The sequence below is a fragment of the Parashewanella hymeniacidonis genome (assembly GCF_016900895.1).
Taxonomy (GTDB): domain Bacteria; phylum Pseudomonadota; class Gammaproteobacteria; order Enterobacterales; family Shewanellaceae; genus Parashewanella; species Parashewanella hymeniacidonis.
Genome location: NZ_JAFEUN010000064.1, coordinates 1 through 26,441 on the forward strand (window position 1 = coordinate 1; position 26,441 = coordinate 26,441).

Sequence of the window (26,441 nt, forward strand, 5' to 3'; positions counted from 1 at the left end):
CTCTCTATTATGCCGAATCAGGTTCACTTTCGCTGTGTTCCTCTAACTTCCTATGGCTTCCTTCAGACCCTGCCGTTAGCCAACAACGCCCTTGCCATTCGGATTATCTTCCCCTCAGTCGGGCCGATACAGGTTTCTTTCAACCTGTCGGGTTTGCCAGCTTCGCTGGGCAAACAAAAAAGCCGCTTAATAAGCGGCTTTTTATACAGAGTAGTTCTGGAACTACTTGTACTTTTTCATTACCAAAGTAGCGTTTGTGCCACCGAAACCAAAGCTGTTACTCATAACAGTGTTCAATTCAGCATCACGATATTCACTAACAATTTGCAGACCTGCTGCATTTTCATCTAAGTTTTCAATATTGATGCTTGGGGCAATAAAACCATTTTCCATCATCAATAGGCTGTAGATAGCTTCATGAGCACCCGCAGCACCTAAAGCGTGACCCGTCATAGACTTAGTTGATGCCGTTGGCGGGCAATCGTTACCAAATACTTCTTTAATCGCTTCTAATTCGCGAGTATCTCCTACTGGTGTAGAGGTACCGTGAGTATTGATGTAGTCAATGCCACCTTCAACATTCGCTAAGGCTTCTTGCATACAACGAACAGCGCCTTCACCAGATGGAGCAACCATATCGTAACCGTCTGAAGAAGCACCGTAACCTATGATTTCAGCGTAGATTTTTGCACCACGAGCTAGCGCGTGCTCTAGTTCTTCAACAACGACAATTGCACCGCCACCAGAAATAACGAAACCATCACGGTCCGCATCATAAGTACGAGACGCTTTCTCTGGAGTATCATTGTATTGAGTAGACAATGCGCCCATAGCGTCAAAGCCCATTGCTAGAGTCCAATCTACTTCTTCAGAACCACCAGCAAACACCATATCTTGTTTACCAAGCTGGATTAGTTCAGCTGCGTGACCAATACAGTGTGCACTGGTTGCACAAGCAGAACTGATTGAGTAGTTATGACCTTTAATTTTGAAAGGTGTTGCCAAACAAGCACTAGAAGTACTCGACATTATACGTGGAACTACATAAGGACCAACACGCTTAACGCCACGGCTTCGTAATGTATCTGCCGCTTGAACTTGGTTTTTTGAAGAAGCACCACCAGTACCAACAACTAAACCAGTTCTTGGGTTACTGATTTGCTCTTCGGTTAATTGTGCGTCTTCAATTGCTTCTTGCATCGCAATGTATGCGTAAGCAGCTGCATCGCCCATGAAGCGTAATGCTTTACGATCAATGTGCTCTTTTGTATCAAGGTCGATGTTACCCCAAACACGGCTACGAAGATTCATTTCTTCGAATTGCTCAGAATAGGTAATACCGCTGCGACCAGCTTTTAATGACTCAGTGACTTCTTGTTTGTTGTTACCGATACTAGATACAACACCGATACCACTAATGACGACTCTTTTCATTTGTTAACTATCCATTTCAATTTTCTGCGACAATGGTAGCTGTTTTACCAACTAAAAGTGGTCAGCTTTCAGTAACCACGGGTAAAATAGGCTAAATTGCGGTAAAGAATTAGGTAAAAATCAGTGAATCTTCACCATGTTAACGACAAAACCATGCAAATTAAGCGTTATCCGAATGAGATAATCAAGTTTTTTCAGGAAAACTATCCCGGAAAACCTGATTTAGCTCATCTTCTTTTTGACTTCCAATGGCAACTATTTGAGACATACGATAATCAGCTCTCAATAACCATGGTAGAAGTGGATTCTTCCGTTGAGCTACTCAGTTTACTTTATCTGCAAAAAGAGTGCTTTACCAAAACTGCATTACATATCCGTCTTCTCTGTGACGACTTATCAATTTGGCAAGATACACTTCTTTTAGAAAACTCTGACAACTCTGCTCTGCAAATTGTTATCGAAAACCTTAAACATATTTCACCAGTTAATATTTTAGGTTGGCAAAGATTTAAGTTTGATGACGGTAAGGTAATTTTAGATATTTGTCCTAATGCTGATGGTGTATCTGATAATTACCCTATTGAAGACAGAACCAAAGCTCAAGCTATCCAGTTTGGATTGGGTTTTGACACAGAGCAAACTTCACACCCCATAGCAAGTTTTATCTCTAAGACCTCAATGTCACTTGCTTCAATTTTTATTGCCGACGAACAACCGCTAAGTAAATCATTTATTAATGAGCGATTGTTTATCGACTCCTTAAAAAGTTATGGAGAAGCAACGGCTCAGAAACACCACTTATGCCCTATTCCTCGAACCAAAAGTGATATAGAGGCGCCCGTTGCAATTATCGGAGGTGGGCTTGCCAGTGTACATTTAGCTTTGTCTTTAGCTGAGCGTGGGAAAACGGTAAAAATATTCTGTAAAGATAGTGAAGTAGCGCAAGGTGCCTCAGGAAATAAGCAAGGTGCTCTTTATCCATTACTTACTCCTGAAAATTCCGAATTAAGCCAATTCTTTCAGCAAGCTTTTTTATTCAGTCGTCAACGTGTTCAACAACTTTCAGCTGATGGCTATAAACTCGATCATGATTTTTGTGGCGTATTGCAAAGCGGTCATGATGAACGATCGACGGACAGACTCAATAAAATCCTAGATGGGCAAGATTGGCCAGACGATATCGTTCAATCTGTTGATGCAAATCGTGCAAACGATATTGCAGGGATTAATATTGATAAACCTGCTGCGTTTTATCCTCTTGCTGGTTGGGTTTGTCCGTTTGAGTTTACTCAAGCTACTTTAGCTAAAGCGAAAAGCTTAAGTGATGTTTCAATCAAGTATAACTATAATATCACTAAGCTAGAAAAAACGGGTGATGCTTGGTTACTTCACACCGATAAAGAGGTTTTTGGCCCATTTAAACAAGTCGTCAATGCCACAGGCTCACAACTGATCAACTTTGAACAAACTAAAGAGTTACCTGCTTCAAACTTTAGAGGTCAAGTGAGTCATATTCCCTCTCGTTCAAAAATCTCTAAATTAAAAACAGTTATCTGCGCTCATGGGTATATGACACCGGCAAATAACAATATGCATTGTGTTGGTGCAAGCTATGTTCGATTAAGTCATGACCGTAGTTATCAGCCGATTGAACAACTGGATAACTTACAAAAGATGCAGCATAGCTATCCAGAGAAAGAATGGATTGATGACATTGACATTTCTGGTCACGATGCCAGAGTTGGCGTGCGTATGGTCACCCGCGATCACTTCCCGATGCTCGGATGTGCGCCTGATTATGAAAAATTGGTCGAAATGCAAAAACCAATTTTGAATAAACGTAAATCGTATGTTGAGCAGTACTGGCGAGATACTGAAGCTCCGATAATTGAAGGTTTATACGTGCTGGGAGCTTTGGGCTCTCGTGGCCTATGTTCTGGACCACTAGCCGCTGAAGTGATGGCATCATTACTTTGCAATGAAATCCCGCCTGTCGATTACAATCTTTTGAAAAAGCTTAACCCGAACCGGATGTGGATTAGGAAGATTGAGAAGAATAAGCCGATTTAAATAGAGCGCATCAGCAACCTTATCCTTAACGTCACACCTTCAACTAACCTTGTTGAAGTGGAGGCACTTTTAATTGAAGGTGATGTAGCATTAGACATCTCTACTCCTGAATTGCCAGCAGGGTGCAAGATATACCCATGATACCTGAAGATGCTCGATTTCAGCGAGAATGCACAGCTTGTTAATCAAGGCGACAGTGCTAGCAATAGTGAGCTATTGTTAGCACTGGCAACACAGAGTAACACGCTGTGCAACTCGCACTTCGTGGACTTCTCAGCACCAATTCTTCTTTGTTACATTAGCTCGAAAGAATCCCGATATTCCTTCGCTAATGCGCCTCAAAGAATTGGCGATGAGAAAGTCCTGAAACATGCATCTTCAGGTATCATAATGGTATATAACAATTAACAAAAAATAAGATACAGTAAGGCACTTTTTCAAACAGTATCTTATAAAAAATAGCCCTCTATTGTGAGGGCTGCATCCAAAAATAACTCGCTATACAGAGATTTTATTTCTCAACTCTTTCCAGGCTGATTCAACCAGCACAAAGTCTCCACCTTCAAGCTCTTCTCTTGCCAGTTTCATACACTCGACAACTTTGTTATCTAAAGCAGTAAGCGAGCTATCATCTTCGGCTTCAAGCTCAGAAAGCACAACAGCAATGTGACCTTGTAAATAACCACTTGCAAACAGTGCATCATCATCGCCATGAACGACAACGTCTCCAATCCAGTTTTCTAGTGCTGCTTCGTATTGCTCCAACATTCTACTTCTCCAATTCTTCTGGTGTGGCAACTTGATACATTACGCTGTCATGGTAACCGGTAATGACTTGATAATACCCACTCAATTCACTGTCTAAATTCGGGTCGCCACTATCCACGATTAATGGTCGGCCTTCAAGTGCTTTTAACTTACTTTTTGTCGCTAAAATAATAATATTTTCTTTTCCAATGCGACGGATCAAATCTGGTGATAATTGTTGATTACCTCGACCGAAAATATGGCCCTGACCACCAATCAAGGTAATCACTAACTTTGTTGGTTTCCCTTCTGTCAGTTCTAACAGTCTCTGCGCAGTAAGATCAGATTCAACAATCGCTTCATTTAAAATTAAATCGACACCAAGCAAGGTATTATCTAAACCCAAGGATTCCATAACTGCAGCAACCGTTGAGCCTGATCCCATGACGTATAGTTCGTCTTCCATTGACTCAATAACATCTGCAGCAATATCGGATAAAACAAGCTCATCGACTTCTTTTCCGCCCATTTTAACAGCTTGAATATACCTTGGTTCGGCAGGTACTAACATTTCACCAAATCGTTTGGCTTTTACTACTCCACCACGAAAGGCTGCCTCATCAATGTCCATGACATCAGCGTGCATCAAGCTGACTAACTCACCTTCAAGCAACATCTTAACGACAAGACCAGAGGCTTTTGGAGTAATACCATAAACGCCTGAGTGAATTTTAACGCCAGCAGGAACACCTAAAACAGGTAAGTCTTCACGAACGACCTTAAACACATCCCTTGCTGTCCCATCGCCACCAGCAAATAGCAGAAGGTCAATGATTGTTTGATTTAGAATTTTTACAGATTCTTGAGTGTCTTTAGCTTCAGGACGATTAGGAGCTTGATATACCATCTTAATATTAAAACCAAGCTCATGGGCTATATTCTCACCCATATCACCACTAGCAGTGTAGATTTCAATTTGATCTTTATAAGGTAATAAAACTTTTAAAGCTTCAACCATGCGTAAATGTGCTTTTGGGATAGCACCAAGTGCCATTGCTTCTTCAGCAACGCCATCACTTCCTTTTAAGGCAACACTTCCACCTAACCCTGCATATGGGTTAACAATCAACCCAAGTCGAAACGGCATCGTTAAATCCCCTTTTTATTTTTATCACAAACTCAATGTGCTTATTTAGACATACCAAGTTCAGGCGTATTACGATTCACATCGATATTTTGACCACGGTTTCGAATAACATGATCCATTAGAGTAATTGCGAGCATGGCCTCAGCAATGGGCACTGCACGAATACCTACACAAGGGTCATGGCGACCTTTTGTTACAATATCAATTTCATTACCATGCTTATCAATTGTCTTACCAGGAATACTGATGCTTGATGTTGGCTTGAGTGCAATTGATGCCAATATAGGTTGTCCTGAGGAGATCCCCCCTAATACACCACCAGCATGATTGGACTCAAAACCTTTTGGTGACATTAAATCACGACCTTCAGAGCCTTTTTGTTCGACAACAGCAAAACCATCACCTATCTCAACCCCTTTTACTGCATTAATGCTCATTAAAGAATGAGCTATATCGGCATCTAAGCGATCAAATACGGGTTCACCTAATCCAACAGGCACATTGGTAGCAATAACTGCAACTTTAGCCCCAACGCTATCCCCTTCTTTTTTTAGCTTTCGCATATATTCATCTAACGCTGCAAGCTTTGAAGAATCAGGGAAGAAAAAAGGATTCGTTTCGATCAAATCAAAATCTATCGTTTCAGCTTTAATAGGCCCTAATTGAGATAGGTATCCAGTAATTTGAATACCGCATTTTTCTCGTAAATACTTCTTCGCAATTGCACCAGCGGCAACACGCATTGCAGTCTCACGAGCGGAGGAACGACCGCCGCCACGATAATCTCGAAAGCCATACTTTTGCTCGTAGGTATAATCGGCATGCCCAGGACGGAAAGTGTCTTTGATATTGGAGTAGTCTTGACTGCGTTGATCGGTATTTTCAATCAATAAACCAATTGATGTACCTGTGGTTTTCCCTTCAAATACACCAGAAAGTATTTTGACTTCATCGGGTTCACGACGTGCAGTAGTATAACGAGATGTACCTGGACGACGTCTATCCAATTCTTTTTGAATTTCTTGTTCTGAAATTTCGACCCCTGGAGGACAACCATCAACAATACAGCCTAATGCTTTACCATGACTTTCACCAAAGGTAGTAACAATGAAACTTGAACCTATGCTATTTCCTGACACACCGAATCCTTATTGCTCTTTAAAAATTGCAAATAGACTTTCATTTTCGACAAGTTGATCGCGAGTCAATACAAATACGCCATCACCACCGTGCTCAAAGTTAACCCACGTAAATGGCACATCAGGGAATTGTTCTATTAGGTGAATCATAGAATTACCCACTTCGACCACTAATACGCCTTCTTCTGTCAAATAATCAGCCGCATTGGCTAAAATACGTTTAGTGAGATCTAAACCATCACGCCCTGAAGCTAAGCCTAATTCTGGCTCGTGATGATATTCATCTGGCATATCATCAATATCCTCTTGGTCCACATAAGGTGGATTAGATACAATCAGATCATACTGAGGCCCTTTTGGTATTGACGAAAACACATCAGACTGCATAGGGAACACTCGCTCAATCATTCCATGTGACTCAACATTGATTTGAGCAACTTCAAGCGCATCATCACTGATATCTAACGCATCGACTTCTGCATCTTCAAATTCATAAGCACATGCGATTGCAATACAGGCACTACCAGTACATAAATCTAACACTCGATTTACTTGCTTGTTATACAACCAAGGACTAAAACGATTGCCAATTAACTCTGCGATCGGAGATCTTGGTACAAGAACTCGCTCATCAACATAAAATTCAAAACCAGAAAACCATGCTTTATTGGTTAGGTATGGCACAGGTAAACGCTCTTGAACACGACGAATGACGAGTTCAACAATTTTATGCTTTTCAGATGCCGTTAAATTTGAATGGATAACTTGTTGACCAATTTCATGAGGTAAATGCAACGCATGAAATACCAAAGCAATAGCCTCATCCCACGCATTATCAGTGCCGTGACCATAATAAATGCCAGCGTCATTAAAACGGCTAACAGACCAACGCAACATGTCGCCAATGGTACGAAGTTCATTTACCGCTTCATCAACAAAAATTCTATCCAAAATACGCTCCGATATTTATTACTGTGATGAGGTCATCCCTTCATCAATTATGCTTTGTATTTTACCGAAAGTATGTCAACTTGCCACAAGATTAAGTAAAATAAAACCATGAACAAGAAGACTGATACCAATGACTTTGACTCGTTTGCTGACCTAATGAATGGTGTAAAGCCGCTGAAGCAGGACAAAGTACATTTCAAACAAACCGCTAAATCTAAGAAAATATTGCAAGAACGCGAACAAAAGCTTCATGCTGATAGCTACTTTTCTGATACTTATCAACCTTATCTCCCAGATGAAGGCCCTATGCGTTGGAGCCAAGATGGCATTGATAAGCACGAAGTCAAACGTTTAAGGCGTGGAGATTATGTACCTGAATTAATTTTAGATTTACACGGTATGCGCCAAACTGAAGCGAAACTTGAAATTGCCGCACTAATACGAGCCTGTGTAAAACAGCATATGAACTGCTGTAATATCATGCATGGTCATGGCACCGGGATTTTAAAACAACAATTACCAATGTGGTTGGCACAACACCCAAAAGTTTTAGCCTTTCATCAAGCTCCCAAAGAATGGGGTGGTGACGCTGCCTTAATCGTTTTGGTTGATATCGAAGATGGTGGCTTCTAGCGCTCTCTAGAAACCGTTTCGGGACTGTTTTGCGATTCTATCACTCTACCTTCAGCTAAAAGATTCAAAATAGTGATGCCTGCTGTTGCAAACAATGGCGGCTCCTCACTTGGAATAAATTCATTAACTAAGTAACCAAGCAACGGCATATGAGCGACGACTAATACAGTGTCAGCTTTATAATGTTCAGCATAAGCTTCAATGGCAGTAGAAGATTGCGAAGGTTCTGAAGATGGAGTCAATTCTGTTAGTGTGCAAACTTTTTTTGCCGTGATGTTCGAGTCTACGATGTTCTTCCAAGTCTGCTGAGCCCGGACATATGGGCTAACTAACACTAAATCAAACTGTGTAATTGTTTTCGACAACCAAACAGCCATCACTTTAGCTTGTTCGACACCAAGGTCCGTCAAGATACGCTCTTTATCAGAGTCGGCCTGATAACTTGCTTCACCATGGCGCATCAAAAATAATTGCATAAATTTCTCTTCTTATTACATATGGAGAACATCATCACTAACTCAATTGTAACGCTATTTTGATATTCAACAAAAGCTAATAACGAAATATCCAGATATCGAGTTAAAACTAATAGGAATATCTTTTAATCAATAGCAATACTGGTGTCTTAAAATTCAAAGCGTTGCTGGTATTCTCCCTATACGAAATAAAAAGCAAAATTGTTCGGTCTTTGATATTTATCACAAACATTTAATGTTTCTGAATACCCGTACCACCTAAACGTGTAAAATTTGCACGAGAATAAACATACAATAAACTTGCCCTGAGTCGTCTTGTTCATCCACTTTTAAGCTCGAACAAGCAGAATCTAAGTTTTCTATTTTCTAGAATTTATTTGCGAAAAAGTGATTATAGAACCACTATATATTGTGGTCAGAGTAATATTTTTCATATACATATTCTTTTTTTTACATTTTATGGGATTATTCATTGAATTCAGAATCCAGCATCATCACTAGCCCAAATGATCATCGTCAATATCGCAGTCTGACGTTGGAAAATGATTTAAAAATAGTACTTATTGAGGATAAAAATGCATCAAAATCGGCGGTTTCTTTAACGGTTAATGTCGGCCATTTTGATGATCCTAAAGCTCGCCCTGGCATGGCACATTTTCTCGAGCACATGCTCTTTTTAGGGACTGAAAAATATCCAGATTCTGGTTCCTTCCATGCTTTCGTAAATCAGCATGGCGGGAACAATAATGCCTGGACAGGAACAGAGCATACAAGCTTTTTCAGTACTATCATTCCAAGCGCATTTGATGATCTATTAGATAGATTTAGCCAATTCTTCATTGCCCCACTTTTTGACGCAGAACTGGTAGAGCGAGAGCGAAATGCTATCGATTCAGAATATAGCTTAAAACTGAAAGAGGATTTACGACGCATTTATGAAGTAAGTAAAGAGACCAGCAATCAAGATCACCCATTTTCTAAATTTTCTGTCGGTAATTTGCAAACACTCGCTGGTGAACCTGAAAACTTGAGACAGGAGTTAGTTTCATTTTATGAAGACTTATACAGTGCAAACCTGATGACACTTTGCATCGTAAGTTCTGAAACATTGGCGACTCAAGAAAAGCTGGCTCATAAATATTTTTCGAATATAAAAAATAAGCAATTAGAAAAACAATACCCAGATGTTGCAGTTTATGGTGAAGATCAACAACAAAAATTAATAAAAATCATTCCACTTAAAAAGCAAAAGCATCTAACAATCAGTTTCACTTTACCCAACATTGAACAATATTATCGAACAAAACCTCTTACTTTTATTAGTCATTTACTTGGGAATGAAAACTCGGGAAGTTTGCTGTCTTATTTAAAAGAAAAGAGTTGGGCCAATCACCTTTCTTCAGGAGGTGGTATTTCTGGCTATAACTTTAAAGAATTTGCCATTCACTACCAACTCACCGATTTAGGCATCGAAAACATCGATGAAATCGTGCGAGTTACTCTGGAATACATTCAATTAATCACAGCAGAGGGGCTAAAAAGTTGGCGATACGAAGAGCGTGCAAACCTTTTAAAGCAAGCATTTGAATATCAAGAGCCGACTAAATCAGGTGATTTGGCAAGTCACGTAAGCTTAAACCTTCAACATTATGACTTCGAAGACGTGCTTTTTGGTGACTACCGAATGGACGAACTTGTTGAAGAAGAAGCCTTAGAATTAGTGAGTCAGTTGAAAGTTAACAAAATGAGGCTCACTTTAATTGCTCTCGATCAACCGATAAATCAAACGAGCCACTGGTATTCTACCAATTATGCTGTTGATGACTTTACAATTGCTCAGCTTGTGAAGTGGCGTGACATTCAACCGAGAACTGAAATTCACCTACCAGAAGTGAACCCTTACATACTTGAGGATGTCATTCCTCGCTTCACAGATTATGCAACTGAAATTCCTGAAGTAATAAGTGAAAGCAAAGGCTTTCGATTATGGCATTTGAAAGATCAAGAGTTTCAAGTACCTAAAGGACACATGTATTTTGCGATAGACTCATTACATGGCAGTAGTAGTGCACGGCACGCAATGTTGACTCGACTGTACATCGAAATGCTACTGGATAACCTTACAGAGCATACTTATGCAGCAGAGGTTGCTGGACTTGGCTACCATATTTATCCTCACCAAGCGGGATTAACTCTACACGTCAGTGGCTTTACCCCAAAACAGTACAAGTTACTCATGGTGATAATAGAAAAGGCCAGAGAACGAAACTTTTCAGAAACTCGTTTCAAGTACATCAAACGCCAATTAGGTCGCAGTTGGGGCAACATCAGTAAGACAAGGCCAATCTCACAACTGTTTTCTGCATTAACAGCGACAATGCAGCTTCATAGTTTTGAGCCTCTCACCTTTGCGCATGAACTTGAAACTGCGACTCTGGACGAGCTGCATCAACATGTGGATGATTTTTATAAAGCCACTTATGTTGAAGGTTTGATTTATGGCGACTTTCTAAAAAAAGAAGCAGAACAAATCAGCCAGAGGATCACTAAATTATTAACATTAGTATCAGCCCCGAGTGACGAGTCAACGAGAGAGCTTGTAAATATTACGAATAGAGGTACCTTAGTTCGAGAGCTCGAAATCGAGCATCAAGATAATGCCATTCTGATTTACTATCAATCCAAGCAAACCAATACACACAAAATGGCGATGTTCAGTTTGCTGAATCAAGCCATTTCCTCTGCTTACTTTCATGAGCTGAGGACACAACAACAACTGGGGTATGTGGTTGGTACCAATTACCTACCATTAAATCGTCACCCAGGGATTATTTTTTACATCCAATCTCCGACAGTCACTCCCGATCAACTGCTGACAAAAATCGATCAGTTTCTAGCGGATTATGCTAAAACACTCTTAAATGAAAGTGAAAAAGACTGGAGTGAAACCAAGCAAGGTTTAATCAACAGTATAATGCAGCATGAGCCAAACTTAAAAACTCGCAGTCAGAGGTTATGGTCAAGCATAGGCAACAAAGATTATGATTTTACACAGAGAGAGAAAGTTGTTGAAGAATTAAAGCAAATCACCCAACAGGATATGCAACAGTTTATCTCTAATAAACTCACTGAAGTTAATTGTGACAGAGTCGTCCTTACTAGCTGTTCATCAGGCAATACAATGAATACCGACATTAATGGTCAAAAAATCGACTTGAACATTGATAAATTTAAAGAAACGTCCAAACGATTCAAATTATAAGTACATTGAATAACATCTTTTAAATAAAATGCAGTTATAAAGACTGCATTTTTTATACCTAACCGACTATAAAACCAACAAAGTTATCTTTCTAAGCCATAAATTTCGCGTCAATTTTCCGGCACTTAACATAATTCGTACACTTATTTCTCAGTTGTAAAATAAATGAGATATATTTACGGCATACGCTTTGACAAACGTATCAAGATCTGAAAAAGTGATACAATATTTTTGCATTGAAACAGATGCGTTAACTAATTAGAACAATAAATGACCATGCTTTTTCGACAAATTTATGCCTTTTTGTTTTGTATTATCTTGAGCGGGATTTTTGCGGTATCTGCGTGGGCATTTGATGGTCAAAATAGTCAACTTAATTCAAGTAAATCAATTACCTCATTAGCTGAAACAGAACTTATTGAAATTCCTGATTCTCATATTCTTTTGAATTCGGATATGTATGGTGTTAGTGAAGGATTATCTCAGAATACAGTTACTTCTTTTACGAAAGATAACAATGGATTTTTATGGATTGGCACTATCAATGGTTTAAATCGTTTTGATGGTACAGAATTCAGACATTTTACACAAGAACAAGGATTACCATCTGCATTTATCAGAAGCATGTATCTTGCAAGTAATGGTAATATTTATATAGGAACAAACCAAGGGTTAGCTTTATACCAGTCAAATAAAGATAAGATTATTCATTTAGATATCGGTGAATATAACGAAAGCCCTATATGGAAAATAAGAGAGTTTGAAAGTAACATATATTTTTCTACAGATACATCGATTATTAAATTAGATAATAACAAAACTACAGAAATATTTAAACATCAGACTGTAATCGATATAAAAGATTTTCTGATACAAGATGAAATTATTTTAATTAAAACATACAATAAAAATTTATTAAAAGTAAAAAATAACAAAATCAATACAATCAGTTCTTCTGTTCTAAGCATTACTAAAAATGGAAATAAAATTTACTACTCAGATCAGGATGGGTTACATCACTTTTCTACATCATTATCAAAATCTAATCTTATAAGTAATACTCCCTACCAACAATTATCTAGCTACAAAAGAGAGATATTTGGTTTAATACAAAACTCAATACACAACATCTCTTCGAAAGAAAACATTGGAACGCTTGACATTGAAGAATTTAACAATGTTACTTTCAATATTTTTGACGATCAATTTTATGTTGGAACACTAATAAAAGGTTTCGTAAATTTTTCAGAATCAAATAATATTGTCTCAAAAATTAATATTACTAACAAGAATGTTTGGGGACTGGCGAGGTATAAAGAAAACTTATTTATTTCAACTGATGCTAAATCTATAGATGTACTTGATAAAAATTATAAAATAATTAACAAAATACCAACAGGGTTAAATGGATATAAACACATTAGCATCCATGATGGCAACCTGATTTTTGGCAACAAATCTGGTCTTTACAAGTATATCTTTGATAGTAAAAAAACTGAAAAGATATCCAATATACCTGTGAGCTTCATAAAATCAAATAATAATAAAATATTTATCGGAACAGAGACAGGTTATATTCACTATATTAACGAATTCAACATAATGAATATCTACGAGATCTCTAAGAATCAACTTATTTATAACGTCGAAGTTGACAAAGTGAATATATATGCATCGACCTCAAACGGATTATTCAAAATCCATATTCCAACTAACAAAATTGAACAAATACATTCAGATCAAGTTTTTTCTAGTTGCATAAATGATGACACTTTATATTTTGCAACAAACTCATCAATAATAGCTTATTCAACAATCGAAAATACAATAACCTCAAGAATTGAAACCAAAAAAAATACATATTCACTACATTGTGAAAACAGATCATTAATAGCAACAGTACAAGGATCAGTTTTATTAATTAAAGATTTCAACAAGGTTATTAGCATCAATAAAAAAAATGGAAGCCAAGCAGAATACAATGCTTCTCCAATTGTAAAATTTAATAGTAAATATATATTAGCAGGTGTTGAAGGTTTAACTGAGTTATCAGAGAAAAAAGTATCAAAATATTTAAAATTGGTTTCACCTCCAGAAGTAAGAATAACGTCACTTTATGTTTTCAATAAATTAATCAAGGGGGAGAACCCTTACTTTAAAGGTAATATAAGTAATATCGATTTTATAGAAATCAATCATTCAGATTATCCATTTACATTTAATTTTTCATCCATGAACTTAAATGTAAACTATCAGTATCGTTTAATTGACTTAAATGAAAGATGGATAAGTGCTTATCAAAACTCTGCCACTTTTACAAACTTGTCTCCAGGAAATTTCATTTTTGAGGTCAAATCTATTGATCTCTTAACAAATAAAGCAAGTACAGTAAAACAGATAAAAATTAAAATCTTACCACCGTGGTGGCAATCCAAAATTGCAAGAGCTGTCTATAGTTTATTTGCTATGTTGTTATTTTTTCTTTTTTTGAGGGCTTTAAAAAAGAAACGGCAAATACAAAAGAAAATAGCACTGAGTGAAGAAAGGTTAAAACTTTCACTATGGGGTAGCGGCGATGAAATGTGGGATTGGGATATTGAAACTGGAAAAATTTACCGCTCTAATATGTGGGAAAGCCTTGAATTTCCCGTTATAGGTCAACGAGCAAATAGTGAAAATCAACCAAGTAATATCCACCCAATGGATCGAAAGCGAGTACTTCAACACTTAGAAGACCATCTACATGACAAAACTGAACATTTCGAAATATCTTATCGTGTTAAAAGTAATACCAACCAATGGATCTGGATTTTAGATAGAGCTAAGGTTATGGTAAGAAGCGAGGATGGTACTCCTCTGCGTATGACTGGTACGATTAAAAATATTAATGATTTTAAAAACACTGAAGAACAGCTCAAACTGTTCGGAAAAGCCATTGAAAATATCTCTGAAGGCATGTTTATTCTTGATCATTCTTTTACCTTTGTTGAGGTTAACCAAGCCTGTTTAGCTATTACTCAAGCAGAGCGTTCAGATTATATTGGTAAAATTCTAAAATTCGACCAATACCCGGACAGCTACTCACATCAAATTCAATATATGCTTCGCAATCATGGCCGCTGGACCAATGAAGTTGATGCAAAAAGAGGTGATGGTACCAGCTTTGTGATGGATTTAACCATTGATGCTATCTATGATGATAGCGGACATGCCAATCATTATGTTGCTGTTTTTTCTGATGTATCGGTACGTAGGCAACACGAAGTCGAACTCCAGAAAATGTCGACATTAGATGTACTAACTGGATTACCAAATCGTTCATTTTTACAAGTTACCCTGAGTAATTTAGTTAAACGTAAAGTCAGTAATGCGTTGCTGATTCTTGATATTGACAATTTTAAGAAGATTAATGACTCACTAGGCCATGATGTTGGCGACAAGTTATTACAAATCGTTACCCAGCGCATAGTTAATGCTGTAGAAGGTGAAGCTAATATTTTCCGTTTAGGTGGTGATGAATTTGCTATTTTAGTTGAAAATATTGACGACATTAGTAAAGCTTCTACATTAGCAAACCGTATTATTGACACTTTTAAAGCTACGTTAGAGATTGATAATACCAACCTCTTCGTAGGTGCCAGTATTGGTATTGTTTTCTACCCTGACGATGAAACCGATGAAAAAGCATTACTCCGTAAAGCAGAAGTCGCAATGTATTCAGCAAAATCAGCTGGTGGTAACCGCTACCATTTCTATTCTGAGTCACAAAACAACAACGCCATCCGCCAGCTTGAAGTGGAAAACTTAATTCGTGAGGGCTTAGCTGAAGATTATTTTGAAGTTTTTTACCAACCTAAAGTAAATGTTAAATCCAATAAAGTCGTGGGCATGGAAGCATTAGTGCGTTTAATTCACCCAGAACAAGGCATTATTTCGCCAGCTGAATTTATTCCTTTAGCAGAAGAAACTGGTTTAATCGTTGAATTAGGGGATATAGTACTTGAGAAATCTTGTTCAGCAACTCAAAAGTGGCGACTAGAGAATGACTTCAACGGCCGTGTCGCAGTTAATTTATCTTCACGTCAGTTTGCTTTACCTGATTTGCAAGAACGTATTGCTACTATACTTGAAAAAACTGGTTTACCAGCAGCAAACTTAGAAATTGAAATTACTGAAAGTACTGTGATTAAGCACCCTGAGCGTGCAATTAAGGTAATGCAAAAGTTGACAGAAATGGGCATTCATTTGGCATTAGATGACTTCGGCACAGGCTATTCCTCACTCACTTATCTGAAAAAGTTCCCGATTAATTCTTTAAAGATTGATAAGTCTTTCATCGACGATATTGACAAATCAGATCGTGATTTAAAGATGGTCGACTCTATCATTACCATTGCTCACAATATGGGGTTATCTGTGGTTGCAGAAGGTGTTGAAGAGCAAAGTCAACTTGGTATTCTTAGGGCGTTAAAGTGCGAAGAAATCCAAGGTTACTTATTTAGTAAACCATTACCACCTGCTGAGTTTCAAAATCGATTAATTTAAATGCTATTTCTTGAACGCTTAGATTGAACTCTAGATACTCCTGTGAAAGCAGGAGACCCAAACTATATTCTTTTCTGCAAGAGTCTACCAATCGTAATCCGAATTTCATATCAAAATAATTACCGTTTGGCATACGCCCTGCATTATCTCTTTTGTAATACATTTTTTTGACTAATAGAGATAATAACAATGCTTAAAACTACTTTATCAATTGCCCTTTTTGCAACTCTAGCTTCAACCTCAATTGAGGATAATCTTAAAAACAATAATATAAATAATCTTAAAACAGTTGGATATCCAAGCATCAAAATTCAACCTCTACAAACAGCTGGATACCCAAGCATCAAAATTCAACCTCTACAAACAGCTGGATACCCAAGCATCAAAATTCAACCTCTACAAACAGCTGGATACCCAAGCATCAAAATTCAACCTCTACAAACAGCTGGGTACCCAAGCATCAAAATTCAACCTCTACAAACAGCTGGATACCCAAGCATCAAAATTCAACCTCTACAAACAGCTGGATACCCAAGCATTAAAATTCAACCTCTACAAACAGCTGGATACCCAAGCATCAAAATTCAACCTCTACAAACAGCTGGATACCCAAGCATTAAAGTTCAACCATCTCAAATCGCATAAAGGAGCACATCATGATCAAATCAATCTTTATTGCTCTTGGGCTTGTAAAGCCACGTAGAGTAAAAACTAAACTTCCTGACGGTTTAAATAAACTAGAAGTCGTTTCAGCAAAAGCTTGGTGGAACTGAGAAGTATTGTAGATGAGAGAATCAGCATCTGTTGGGAGTACTCCCAACATGCTGCTCTTTTATTTGTGTCAGGTAAGTTATGACCTAAACTTGATATCACCTATTTGAACTGCCTTTCGATAGGCAATGTTCTTGTGTGCATTTAAAAATGGATAAGCAAAAGGTAACCATTCACCAGCCCCGTATTGACTTTTCAAATAAACAGTGAAACTTACTTGCGGGGTGGTACTTGTGTCACAAAACAATGGCAAGCTTGTAGTTATAAATGCCAATAAACGGGAGTTTGAGATTGTCAATACCCCTCTGGTGAATGCTTACAGCAAAAGGGCCAAGAACTAATCCTGCAACTCCCCACCGTCTAACAGGCATACCTGAGTGGTAAGCATTTGAACCCAACAAGATACAAGATAAAACTGATAACGCAATCAATCCAAACTCAAACATTACAGCTCTCTACATCAAACACGTCAAAAATCGAATGTATTTTAACCACACATAGAAAATAAACAAAGTTATAAGTTGGTTAAATTGTGAGCCAAATCGAATTTTTCAGTTTCCACTGTCACGATTTTTAGGCATAGCAAGGCTACGCCCTCAATATTAATCATTTCAATAAAACAGAAAGTCAAATTGTTAACAATTTAATCTTTGTATCCCCATGGTGCAGCAGGCGAAGTTACAGGTTTGGTTAAATCAAAATCTACTCTGAACTCTCTACCTTGTCGAATCAATCGGTATGTATATTTCTCAGGATAAATATAAACTTGCCAGGTATTACCAACTGATTGTGGGATACCCTGCTCTACAAAGAGTTCTTTTGAATATTGATCTGCGGGAAAGGATTGCATGTACTTCCAACCTGCATCTAAAGTCTGTCCGCCGTACATGGTTGATTTATCAAACTCGCCATTTGGTTGACGATGATCGTGCTTTAAGCTCAAGCCAGAGCCAGTTTTAGTAATTATCCACGTTCTTGATGCATCATCACCAACATGAAATGGAATTTGTAATTCATTGTCGGTACATGTTCTGACATGCATGATGAGTTTTTTGTCGCTAAAAGCACCATTATCTTGGTTATCTACAGTAACAGTACCTTGGTATGCTTTCCCACAGTGAGCCTTTATGCGATCAAAGAAAGCATCATGAGAAGCTATACTCACCAATGGTGCTGACTTAAATACTTGCTTGCCAATAACTTGGCTATCGCTGCCTGCAAAACTGGAGAAAGAAAAAGCGGTAATTATTAGATTGGCGAAGACCATTCTGTTTTTCATTATTATTCCTTGGTCAAATTGATACAAAAGTACTTTAATACAAAAACAGTGAATCTACACCTTTAATACAACATCATTAACCATCGCAGCCACATTTATTTCGGCAAAATGATTCAACACCGCCATCATCTCTGAACTCAAAATCACAACAGGCTTGAAGTTTGTCTTTTAATTGTGCTCGACCACGTTTGATTCTCGATTTTACCGCAGGCAGGCTCAACCCTTGCTCTTCAGCTATTTCTTTTTGTTTTCTGCCTTGAAGTTCACTAGCATCGAGTACAGTACTGTAATCCGCTGATAAATTTTTGATTAGAATATCTAAGCATCTATCTAAGCATCTATCTAAGTTTTCATTTTTATGGAGTGAGACCAAAGGCAACTCATCCAGTTCGATATCTGAATAATCCAGAGATTTTTTACGATACAAATCGTAAATAGCATTTCGAGTAATGCTATATAGCCAAGGTCGAACTTTGTCTTTATCTTCGAGTGTTTCAATATTTTGATAGACCTTTATAAATACATCTTGAAGAACATCTTCTGCAATAGACTTATCGCTCACTTTGTTCACAATAAAAGCGAGCAGCTGTTGACTGAATTCTTTCCAAACTTTTTCTATCATATTCATTCATGGCCATTAACGGCCGCTGTAAGCGGCCTGATTTAAAGACTAACAAGTGCAATTTTCACATTTACAGTTGTCCGCTGCTTTATCATCGCATTTGCATTGACCGTCAATAACAACGCATTGGCACTCACAGTTGCAATTACATTGACACGTTTTAGCCTGTTTTTCATCATTTGCAGTTTTCATGATATTTACCTCAAATTTAGTATGTTTCACTTAAGGTGACGAATAAAAAACAAAAAGGATGCACAATTTTTTGGTATGGATTGAATGCGCTTAAATGATACAATCTTGCAACTTTGAAGTACCTATCACACTTTCCGATGACTGAAATGACAACTTTAAGCCAGTTTTTATCTACTGCAAAAACCCAGTTCCAAGTATACGACTTAGGTCGCCGTGTTCAGCATATTGATATGATGGCGTTTCATCAAATTGAAGCATTACGATCGCCTTATCCATATCCGATTCAAGGTCATGCTCAGTTTGCGATTGTATTCTGGAATGAAGATCAGCAGCATTACATCTGGTTTATAAAACTAGCATTGGACGAAAAGGGCTTAATTGTGCCAGCCGTTCGTCAACAATTCATTAAGATGATTTTAGAAGCCTTAGGGCGTGATCCAACCAAGTCACTCACTGAAGAACAACAACAAGCGTTAGCGAATAACCCATTTAGTTTTAAACCTTCTCAAGACAAACTTGCCGTTTTTAATGCGTTAGTAAAAAAGCAACTTGGTTTGCCTGCTTCGACCCAATATGAAATGGCGACACAATATTTATCTAACCAAATGCCGAAAGAAAACTGGCAACAACTCGGTCTTCAAGGTATAGCGGATATTTGTGTACGGTTGAATTCACTGGATCATGAAAAGCAGATTATCAATGGCTTACATTCAGAGTATATGGAGCTGCAAGCAGCGATATGCCAATGTTTAGAACATATTGATGTACCAGAAAGTATTGCACAGCAACTTTTTGACAACTTCAATAAAGCAACACCTGAACTGGCTTTACTCTTCTTAAAGGCTTTATCTGGTCATCAGGAGTTAAGCTTGAAAGCAGTGAAATTTTTACTGCATAGAACACTCACCGATGAAGCTTTAATTACGATTGCGGCGAGAAATTGGACAGTGCTCCGTGACGATAAGATACGTTTGCAATATCTTGAATCATTAGCAATGCAATCGCAGAGCTTTTTTAATCAAGTTTTTGCTGATATTGTGGCTATTCCGCTTTTGCGTGACCAAATATTATTAGAACTACGAAATACCAATCGCAGTGTTAGATTATCTCAAGCGATTGGAGGACTATTTAGGGCAACCATGTCATGATGACTGATTTATTATTAATTCTAGGAATTGCACTTATTGCCGCATTTTTTTGGCAATTGAGACAAATGGCTGAAACAAGCCGTCGATTTTCTGAGCGTGAATCGGCAAAGCAACGAGTTCAATTGTTATCTGTTGCCATGTCATCTGCTCGACCGTCATTAGGCGGAAGCACAGGCTTATGCTGGAAAGCAACGTTTTTACTTGAATTCAGCACTGATGGCATTAACCGGTATCAAGCAGAGTTTGTAATGCTGCATAACAGAATCATAAGTATTGATTGGCCTGTATTTCCAGAGCCAGACTGGATGGAAGCACCTGCATCACGTGGCAAAATTGGTGGTTGTTGCGGGTCACATAAAAGTTGTTCTACCAATAAAGGCTAACTTTTTTACTGTTCAAAAAGAAAGGGCGTAATCCGAAGATTACGCCCTTTTAGTTCTCTGTTAAGCTATCCCGCTATAATTGTGCTCCCTGCACCATCCATGCGTCTCAGGCTATCCTTGTCTCTCGTCCGTGACCATTCCTTGAAATCCCTGTACTTTCGTACTTTCCCTAGTCTTGGTTATCCCTTGACCAAGCATGCTCATCCTAAGCGTGTCCAAGTTCGTCCTTGATAATTCATCCGTGACAATCTAACCTTCGGTACATCTTGTACCTACTCGTCCTTGTTTTTAGCTTTCCTTGTATCCACTTCCGTGATGTTTGTTAACAAATCCTTTGCTAACCGCTTCCTTGCAACAAGTCTTTTAAAAAACAGCTTCCGAGCTTTCCTTTAAAACTTATATCCTTACAATTCACAACATCCTGTCGTGATGATATCCTTATCAAGCTTTCCAACCACCTAGAGTTGTTTTATCCTTAAACAACTTACCTTTACAATAGTTAAGGTTCCTTGGTTGTTCCTTCTAGAGCGGCTATCCGTTTCGCTCTGATGCTCGTCCTAAGCGTCCAGTGCTTTGATTGCCATCCCTGAAACAAATGATAGTTCAAAATCTCAGAAAATACAGATTAAAAACTAAACAGTAACTTTTTAGAAAAAGTGATCCATATCACATAACATTTTATATACATTTAATTGACTGTATTTAATGGTTTTTTTTGAGTAAAAACTTGAATAGCGTATTTTTAGGGGGAAACATCAGATGGTTTTCTTACACTCGTGTGAGATATCTCTTACACGCTGTTGAGAGTTTTTTCATTTTGAGCTGAATTTAAACAAGCTCTCATTCCTCTAATATTATAGAGCGACAAAAATAAGAAAAAATTGCAAGCAGTTAGCAACTTTTTATAATACGCTTACATTGTTTGCTTGTATTCTATACAATCAATGAGTTATGTTGCTTACATGAAATTACAATAGAAAAGCAAAGACACTTTTGATCACGCTCAATAAAAAATATATTCCGCTTTTGTATTTCACTATTATTTCTATCTCTTGGTCTTTTTACTATCAAACAAACACTAACTTGAATCAATTTGGCGCAGCTAACTATGAATGGTTGTTCCTCGCAGATAGCTTAATCGTTCTTCCTGCCATTTGCTGGCTTTGCTCTGATAGCCGTTCACAAGCACTTAACAAGACTATTGTACTTTGCTTGTTATCCATTCTCGTTGGTAGTTTCATTATCCCTGAGAAGGATAAGTTGATTTGGCCTTACTTAGAAAGTTTAAGATATGTTGCGTTAGTCGCTTTTATTGTGTTTGAAGCAATTACCCTTTGGACTGTTTATTCATCCATAAAAATATCACTTGAGGGCAATCAAGACCCTGATGAAGGTTTAGAAAAGGCTGTAGAGAATCAGTTTGGAACTGGTCCGTTTTCGAAACTGCTCACTTTAGAAACGAGAATGTGGATATACCTATTCTTCTCCCATAAGATTGAACCCAAGAGCTTTATCGGGCAAAGCCATTACACTTATTGGCAGAAAGATGGTAATAGTAGCAATGCTTTAGGTTTCATTCTGATCATTCTTTTTGAAATTCCTATGGCTCACTTGTTATTGCACTTTGTGTGGTCACCTTTGGCAGCAAATGTAGTTTCAGTAATTACAATCTTTAGCTTAGCTTTCTTCTGGGCAGAATATAGAGCTATGAAAATTAGACCTGTATCTATCGTTGAGGGCAAAGTTTTCATTAGATACGGTGTATACAACACGTATCGTTTCAACATTATCGATATCAAATCCATCAGGCTAAATACTGAATTTATCAAGCGTTCTGATAACATCAAGCGCTTCAATTTCTCAGGAAATCCAAATATCGAAATTATCCTTAAACGAGCGGACTCTGGAGTCGATAAGATTTATCTTGGACTAGACCAACCACACCAATTCATTTCTGATTTAATAGAGCAAGAGAGGAAGTACCATGCCCAGCTTCAGTAAAGTTGATCATATTCATGTTTATGTCACCGACAGGTTAACAACAGAAAGTTGGTATCACGACGTTCTTGGTTTTACTCGCATACCACAACTTGAAGTTTGGTTTAATGAAGGTGGACCATTGACTCTGGTCAATGGTGGTGTACATATCGCACTTTTCGATCATCCAACAAAAAGAGGTGCGACAATTGCATTTTCAACTGATGCAGAGAATTACTTGAAATGGAAAACTCAACTTAATAAACATAACGTTGAGTTTAAAGAATATGACCACGATCTTTCATGGTCATTTTATTTTTCAGATCCTGATGGTAACCCTTATGAAATAACCTCATTCGATTATGAAGATATTGCAATAACTAACCTGAACTAAACTTTCTTCCGTGTGAGCCAATCCCAAAGCATGACCCAGTCACCAATAAAACTGTATAAAGGATATTTAAAAGTGGCTGGCTTATTTTTTTCAAAAAATAAGTGACCTACCCACGCAAAACCATATCCAACAATCGGCATTAGCCACAGTAATGTGTAATTGTTTAGCACAATTGATGCAACCAATACACAAATGACAAAGATACTGCCAACGTAATGCAAATGCCGACAGACTCTATTCTCGTGCTGTGATAAATAAAAAGGATAAAACTCTTTAAACGACGTAAATTCTCGATCCACTATTTTGCGCCTCTACTATGGAAAAGCAATTCGCCTTCAACACTGTTAATAGCAATTTTAGTGACTGGCTCAAACCCCGTATTCACAAATAATTCGTAATGCTCATCTTGGTTTACCCAAACGCCAATACCATTTACTTTTGGCTGTTCGTCACACCAACTTAGCGCAGTATGAACCAATGTTCTTCCATAGCCTTTATTTTGCTCATTTGGCGCTACAGCAATAAATTGAAGGATGCCACAATGCTTACCTGGGAGATATTTCAATATTTGCGACTCTTTATCCATCATGGCTTGCGTTGGTTGCCAGCCAGTACCCAACATCATTTTCAATCGCCAATTCCAGTACCTATCTTCTCCAAGCGGCACTTCTTGAGTCATAATGCAGGCAACACCTAACATTCTTTGATCTTCAAATAGACCGATTAATGCTTGTTCTTGCTGCCAAAGGCTATTTAACTCTTCACGAATCGCTGCACGGAGTTTTTGCTCATAGACCATCTTATTATCTGACCCAAGCACTTCTATAAAAAAAGGATCATCGTAGTAGGAGTTATAAATAAGAGATGCTGCGATCCTAAGATCCTCAGCGGTAAGATAAACGGCACGGCACTTTTCTAGAATTGGTGTACTCATTGATATTCCTTGAACTTGATCACACGAAACATCCGTACTTGTTATTACATCCTTTTTATATGTACGGGCATAAGTACCAACTACAGTAATTAGGTTCATATCTCAGAGCTATGTATGCGCATAAAGTACAAACGAAATTGGTGAAGGCATAGCTATTTCTACATCGAGACAATTTTGTGAAGTAATTTTTGCGCATAAAAGCTCCCGAAGGGCAAGACTAAAGACTGCCATTACTGCGTTGCAAAATCTTGAATTATCCCGATAGTACTTCGATTTTGCGCCTTTTAATGAAAGCCTTTAGTTCTTACTGAGAGAGAAGCTAATTACTGTAATTGGTACTAGTCCAATGTATCAAGCTCAAGAAAAAGTGCAATTACTTATTTTTTGAACAATTTAGAACTTAGCGAATCGATAAGCGTTATCGCCCCAACCGACTAATTTGCCATCTCGAATCACTAAAGGCGTACATTCGTCTTTGGTCGTTTTTGAATCTGAATGATTATGTTTAGTTCTGTAGAATAGAACCTGTACTTCACTGCCGGGTTGATCGCCTTTCTTTTCCGTTAAATAAGCTTCGTTGATATCAGGCTGCCCCATTAAGTCCATTACTGCTTTTTTAGACATTCCCAATTTTAGTAAAGAGATATGATATTTGTTTAATTTTTGCTTTTTCTCCCAGTTTTGAGAGCTATGGTCATATTCACCATCACCTACATTAATAACACAACCGGTTAAATTCACTGTCGCTAAACCAAGTAGGGCTAATCCAAGCAATTTTGTTTTCATTGTTTACTTCCTTTATAGTACGTTACCGCCATACGGTAAGCAGAATGTATGCCATGAGAAAAAGCTATTGAAATTAAAGCCTTTTTCTTAGAATCGATAAATTACTGTATGCAAATATATTAAAAAATGAGGAATTATCACTACATCATGAGTGAAATTGACCAAATCGTACAAGCTGCAATTGAACTTCAACAAGAAGGAAAAGAGCCGAGTACAGCTTTACTAAAAGTTCGAACTCAGAATCAATTTGCATTACCAGCTCTAATTCGTGGATTGAAATCATTTAAGTCATTGAGTCCAGTTAAATATTCAAAATGGCACGAGAACAAAGTAACTGAATCACCGAGCCAAAAAAAATCAAAAGACGATTCACTCGAAACAAAGATTAAACAGTTAGAAAAACAAGTTGAAGACTTAATTGAGCAGCATCAACAAATGCAGCACCGAATCACTCAACTAGAGTCAGAGAAATAAATGTACGTTATAGAATTACGCTTTGAATGCTTTGATAACACAACATTCTCAGCGGCAGAATCATCTATTAATAACTATCTTGAGGCATTACGAGCAAACGGCCAAGTATTAGGTCGTGAATTTGCAGTAGCATTCAATGAAGGTGAATTTCGTTGCCGTTTGCTTACGCCAGAAAAGTCCAGCTTGAGCCAACGGTATAACAGCCCGTGGGTTAAGAAAGCACTCGATGGTTTAACCGCTGCCAATATTCTTGCACCTAGAGAAAAGTTTATTGGTCAAGATATTAACTCTGAAACATCTTCGACTGACACGCCAAGCTGGCAGTTACTTTATACCAGTTACGTACATATGTGTTCTCCACTTCGCAATGGTGACACCTTACAACCAATTCCACTTTATCAAATCCCTGCCACTTTCAATGGTGATCATAAACAAATCATTCGCTGGCAGACTGAATGGCAAGCATGTGATGAATTGCAAATGGCTGCTGCGACTAAAGCTGAATTTGCGGCGGTTTCAGAACTGAGTTCAACAAAAAGTGATTTATTCCGCAGAGGTTGGGATTTAAGAGGACGAATTGAATATTTAACTAAAATACCGACTTATTACTATTTGTATCAAGTCGGAGGTGAGAGCTTAGCAGAAGAAAAAAAGCGCCCTTGTCCTAAGTGTGGAAATACAGAGTGGCTTCAACAGCAACCTCTGCTAGATCTATTTCATTTTAAATGTGATAAGTGCCGAATTGTTTCAAATATTTCATGGGACTATCTAAAGTAAAATAAAGGTTAAGGAAATAGTCACAACACAACTTGCAAAATATTCTCCCGTTAAAGCTCTATATATTGGGCTGTAAAGTAATGTTACTGCCGCCACAAATTATTCTTTTAACTACAGGCATTTCTATAACTAAATAGTCGGTTCTGAAAAAATCCATTTCAAGAGTTAAAATGTACAGCATCTGATTTACGCAAAATTCAGAGCCGTACCCCAAAAGCAAGATTTCTTAGATTTTGCATCAATTTCACTACAAAACAGCCAAAACTCACCATCTTTTTCGAGCAAAAAGAAAATGGCTAA

The 26,441-nt window shown here is 37.8% G+C and carries 24 protein-coding genes; 12 read left to right on the forward strand and 12 right to left on the reverse strand.

Translation table 11 applies throughout. The features are described 5' to 3' along the window. A partial coding sequence (locus JQC92_RS13420) for a hypothetical protein (protein WP_205000116.1) occupies positions 1 to 251 on the forward strand: 251 nt, incomplete at its 5' end. On the opposite strand, the gene fabB is transcribed toward JQC92_RS13420, so the two are convergent. After that, complete coding sequence (fabB, locus tag JQC92_RS13425) at positions 223 to 1,434, reverse strand: beta-ketoacyl-ACP synthase I (protein WP_205000117.1); 1,212 nt, start codon at positions 1,432 to 1,434, stop codon at positions 223 to 225. The genes JQC92_RS13420 and fabB overlap by 29 nt on opposite strands. A 123-nt stretch (positions 1,435 to 1,557) precedes the next feature. Between fabB and mnmC1 the strand changes: the two genes are divergently transcribed. Beyond that, complete coding sequence (mnmC1, locus tag JQC92_RS13430; RefSeq protein WP_205000118.1) at positions 1,558 to 3,504, forward strand: FAD-dependent 5-carboxymethylaminomethyl-2-thiouridine(34) oxidoreductase MnmC1; 1,947 nt, start codon at positions 1,558 to 1,560, stop codon at positions 3,502 to 3,504. 498 nt (positions 3,505 to 4,002) lie between these two features. On the opposite strand, the gene JQC92_RS13435 is transcribed toward mnmC1, so the two are convergent. Genes JQC92_RS13435 through prmB form a run of 4 tightly spaced genes read right to left on the reverse strand, consistent with a single transcriptional unit; the run spans position 4,003 to position 7,488 of the window. Next, a complete protein-coding gene (locus tag JQC92_RS13435) occupies positions 4,003 to 4,272 on the reverse strand; it encodes a YfcL family protein (RefSeq protein ID WP_205000119.1) in 270 nt (89 codons plus the stop codon). A 1-nt stretch (position 4,273) separates the two neighbouring features. After that, entirely contained in the window at positions 4,274 to 5,398 is a 1,125-nt protein-coding gene (locus tag JQC92_RS13440) for an ATP-NAD kinase family protein (protein WP_205000120.1), read from the reverse strand. Positions 5,399 to 5,439: 41 nt separating this feature from the next. Then, positions 5,440 to 6,537, reverse strand: a complete 1,098-nt coding sequence (gene aroC / locus JQC92_RS13445) for a chorismate synthase (protein ID WP_205000121.1) — start codon at positions 6,535 to 6,537, stop codon at positions 5,440 to 5,442. Positions 6,538 to 6,546: 9 nt separating this feature from the next. Continuing rightward, positions 6,547 to 7,488, reverse strand: coding sequence for a 50S ribosomal protein L3 N(5)-glutamine methyltransferase (gene prmB / locus JQC92_RS13450; protein WP_205000122.1), 942 nt, complete (start codon positions 7,486 to 7,488; stop codon positions 6,547 to 6,549). Positions 7,489 to 7,596: 108 nt separating this feature from the next. Here prmB and smrB point away from each other — a divergent pair, with 108 nt between their 5' ends. Continuing rightward, positions 7,597 to 8,121, forward strand: coding sequence for an endonuclease SmrB (gene smrB / locus JQC92_RS13455; protein WP_205000123.1), 525 nt, complete (start codon positions 7,597 to 7,599; stop codon positions 8,119 to 8,121). Here smrB and sixA read toward each other — a convergent pair. Further along, positions 8,118 to 8,597: a phosphohistidine phosphatase SixA gene (gene sixA / locus JQC92_RS13460; protein WP_205000124.1), complete on the reverse strand. Its 480-nt coding sequence runs from the start codon at positions 8,595 to 8,597 to the stop codon at positions 8,118 to 8,120. The two genes, smrB and sixA, sit on opposite strands and share 4 nt — an antisense overlap. A 472-nt stretch (positions 8,598 to 9,069) precedes the next feature. On the opposite strand from sixA, the gene JQC92_RS13465 reads away from it, so the two are divergent. The 3 genes from JQC92_RS13465 (at position 9,070) to JQC92_RS13475 (ending at position 17,049) form a co-directional block, all read left to right on the forward strand. Continuing rightward, a complete protein-coding gene (locus JQC92_RS13465) occupies positions 9,070 to 11,859 on the forward strand; it encodes an insulinase family protein (RefSeq protein ID WP_205000125.1) in 2,790 nt (929 codons plus the stop codon). Positions 11,860 to 12,129: 270 nt separating this feature from the next. Continuing rightward, complete coding sequence (locus JQC92_RS13470; protein WP_205000126.1) at positions 12,130 to 16,404, forward strand: EAL domain-containing protein; 4,275 nt, start codon at positions 12,130 to 12,132, stop codon at positions 16,402 to 16,404. A gap of 189 nt (positions 16,405 to 16,593) precedes the next feature. Beyond that, complete coding sequence (locus JQC92_RS13475) at positions 16,594 to 17,049, forward strand: hypothetical protein (RefSeq protein ID WP_205000127.1); 456 nt, start codon at positions 16,594 to 16,596, stop codon at positions 17,047 to 17,049. 362 nt (positions 17,050 to 17,411) lie between these two features. Here JQC92_RS13475 and JQC92_RS13480 read toward each other — a convergent pair whose 3' ends face one another. The 3 genes from JQC92_RS13480 to sigZ all read right to left on the reverse strand — a co-directional run bounded on the left by JQC92_RS13480 (position 17,412) and on the right by sigZ (position 19,076). Beyond that, a complete protein-coding gene (locus tag JQC92_RS13480) occupies positions 17,412 to 17,621 on the reverse strand; it encodes a hypothetical protein (RefSeq protein ID WP_205000128.1) in 210 nt (69 codons plus the stop codon). A gap of 197 nt (positions 17,622 to 17,818) precedes the next feature. Continuing rightward, positions 17,819 to 18,454, reverse strand: a complete 636-nt coding sequence (locus JQC92_RS13485) for a hypothetical protein (RefSeq protein ID WP_205000129.1) — start codon at positions 18,452 to 18,454, stop codon at positions 17,819 to 17,821. Positions 18,455 to 18,530: 76 nt separating this feature from the next. Then, positions 18,531 to 19,076, reverse strand: coding sequence for an RNA polymerase sigma factor SigZ (gene sigZ / locus JQC92_RS13490; protein ID WP_205000130.1), 546 nt, complete (start codon positions 19,074 to 19,076; stop codon positions 18,531 to 18,533). A 329-nt stretch (positions 19,077 to 19,405) separates the two neighbouring features. Between sigZ and JQC92_RS13495 the strand changes: the two genes are divergently transcribed. From JQC92_RS13495 to JQC92_RS13510, 4 genes are all read left to right on the forward strand, one after another. After that, positions 19,406 to 20,416, forward strand: coding sequence for a DUF3549 family protein (locus tag JQC92_RS13495; RefSeq protein ID WP_205000131.1), 1,011 nt, complete (start codon positions 19,406 to 19,408; stop codon positions 20,414 to 20,416). After that, positions 20,413 to 20,799 (forward strand): DUF3301 domain-containing protein, encoded by a 387-nt coding sequence (locus JQC92_RS13500; protein WP_129946028.1) that lies wholly within the window; start codon positions 20,413 to 20,415, stop codon positions 20,797 to 20,799. The genes JQC92_RS13495 and JQC92_RS13500 overlap by 4 nt, the downstream gene beginning before the upstream one ends. 1,083 nt (positions 20,800 to 21,882) lie before the next feature. After that, a complete protein-coding gene (locus JQC92_RS13505) occupies positions 21,883 to 22,800 on the forward strand; it encodes a hypothetical protein (protein ID WP_239480562.1) in 918 nt (305 codons plus the stop codon). Next, positions 22,784 to 23,170: a VOC family protein gene (locus JQC92_RS13510; protein ID WP_205000133.1), complete on the forward strand. Its 387-nt coding sequence runs from the start codon at positions 22,784 to 22,786 to the stop codon at positions 23,168 to 23,170. Before JQC92_RS13505 ends, JQC92_RS13510 begins: the two co-directional genes overlap by 17 nt. On the opposite strand, the gene JQC92_RS13515 is transcribed toward JQC92_RS13510, so the two are convergent. The 3 genes from JQC92_RS13515 to JQC92_RS13525 form a co-directional block, all read right to left on the reverse strand. Beyond that, positions 23,167 to 23,469: an Mpo1-like protein gene (locus JQC92_RS13515; protein ID WP_205000134.1), complete on the reverse strand. Its 303-nt coding sequence runs from the start codon at positions 23,467 to 23,469 to the stop codon at positions 23,167 to 23,169. The two genes, JQC92_RS13510 and JQC92_RS13515, sit on opposite strands and share 4 nt — an antisense overlap. Further along, entirely contained in the window at positions 23,469 to 24,104 is a 636-nt protein-coding gene (locus JQC92_RS13520; RefSeq protein WP_205000135.1) for a GNAT family N-acetyltransferase, read from the reverse strand. Before JQC92_RS13520 ends, JQC92_RS13515 begins: the two co-directional genes overlap by 1 nt. Before the next feature lie 393 nt (positions 24,105 to 24,497). Then, the gene (locus JQC92_RS13525; protein WP_205000136.1) at positions 24,498 to 24,890 is read right to left on the reverse strand and encodes a DUF3192 domain-containing protein; all 393 of its coding nucleotides are present in this window, start codon (positions 24,888 to 24,890) and stop codon (positions 24,498 to 24,500) included. Positions 24,891 to 25,037: 147 nt separating this feature from the next. Here JQC92_RS13525 and JQC92_RS13530 point away from each other — a divergent pair, with 147 nt between their 5' ends. Next, positions 25,038 to 25,364 carry a hypothetical protein gene (locus JQC92_RS13530; RefSeq protein WP_205000137.1) on the forward strand — a complete coding sequence of 109 codons (327 nt, stop codon included), beginning with the start codon at positions 25,038 to 25,040 and terminating at the stop codon, positions 25,362 to 25,364. Next, positions 25,365 to 26,141, forward strand: a complete 777-nt coding sequence (locus tag JQC92_RS13535) for a Zn-ribbon-containing protein (RefSeq protein WP_205000138.1) — start codon at positions 25,365 to 25,367, stop codon at positions 26,139 to 26,141. The last annotated feature ends 300 nt before the right edge of the window (positions 26,142 to 26,441 follow it).

What these genes read in the sequence shown, in the direction of transcription:
- JQC92_RS13535 (WP_205000138.1), top strand. Translation starts at nt 25,365, where the DNA reads ATGTACGTTATAGAATTACGCTTTGAATGCTTTGATAACACAACATTC.
- JQC92_RS13470 (WP_205000126.1), top strand. Translation starts at nt 12,130, where the DNA reads ATGACCATGCTTTTTCGACAAATTTATGCCTTTTTGTTTTGTATTATC.
- JQC92_RS13435 (WP_205000119.1), bottom strand. Translation starts at nt 4,272, where the DNA reads ATGTTGGAGCAATACGAAGCAGCACTAGAAAACTGGATTGGAGACGTT.
- JQC92_RS13495 (WP_205000131.1), top strand. Translation starts at nt 19,406, where the DNA reads ATGACTGAAATGACAACTTTAAGCCAGTTTTTATCTACTGCAAAAACC.
- JQC92_RS13475 (WP_205000127.1), top strand. Translation starts at nt 16,594, where the DNA reads ATGCTTAAAACTACTTTATCAATTGCCCTTTTTGCAACTCTAGCTTCA.
- fabB (WP_205000117.1), bottom strand. Translation starts at nt 1,434, where the DNA reads ATGAAAAGAGTCGTCATTAGTGGTATCGGTGTTGTATCTAGTATCGGT.
- sixA (WP_205000124.1), bottom strand. Translation starts at nt 8,597, where the DNA reads ATGCAATTATTTTTGATGCGCCATGGTGAAGCAAGTTATCAGGCCGAC.
- JQC92_RS13485 (WP_205000129.1), bottom strand. Translation starts at nt 18,454, where the DNA reads ATGAAAAACAGAATGGTCTTCGCCAATCTAATAATTACCGCTTTTTCT.
- JQC92_RS13525 (WP_205000136.1), bottom strand. Translation starts at nt 24,890, where the DNA reads ATGAAAACAAAATTGCTTGGATTAGCCCTACTTGGTTTAGCGACAGTG.
- smrB (WP_205000123.1), top strand. Translation starts at nt 7,597, where the DNA reads ATGAACAAGAAGACTGATACCAATGACTTTGACTCGTTTGCTGACCTA.
- JQC92_RS13520 (WP_205000135.1), bottom strand. Translation starts at nt 24,104, where the DNA reads ATGAGTACACCAATTCTAGAAAAGTGCCGTGCCGTTTATCTTACCGCT.
- sigZ (WP_205000130.1), bottom strand. Translation starts at nt 19,076, where the DNA reads ATGATAGAAAAAGTTTGGAAAGAATTCAGTCAACAGCTGCTCGCTTTT.
- JQC92_RS13500 (WP_129946028.1), top strand. Translation starts at nt 20,413, where the DNA reads ATGATGACTGATTTATTATTAATTCTAGGAATTGCACTTATTGCCGCA.
- JQC92_RS13440 (WP_205000120.1), bottom strand. Translation starts at nt 5,398, where the DNA reads ATGCCGTTTCGACTTGGGTTGATTGTTAACCCATATGCAGGGTTAGGT.
- JQC92_RS13530 (WP_205000137.1), top strand. Translation starts at nt 25,038, where the DNA reads ATGAGTGAAATTGACCAAATCGTACAAGCTGCAATTGAACTTCAACAA.
- JQC92_RS13510 (WP_205000133.1), top strand. Translation starts at nt 22,784, where the DNA reads ATGCCCAGCTTCAGTAAAGTTGATCATATTCATGTTTATGTCACCGAC.
- JQC92_RS13480 (WP_205000128.1), bottom strand. Translation starts at nt 17,621, where the DNA reads ATGTTTGAGTTTGGATTGATTGCGTTATCAGTTTTATCTTGTATCTTG.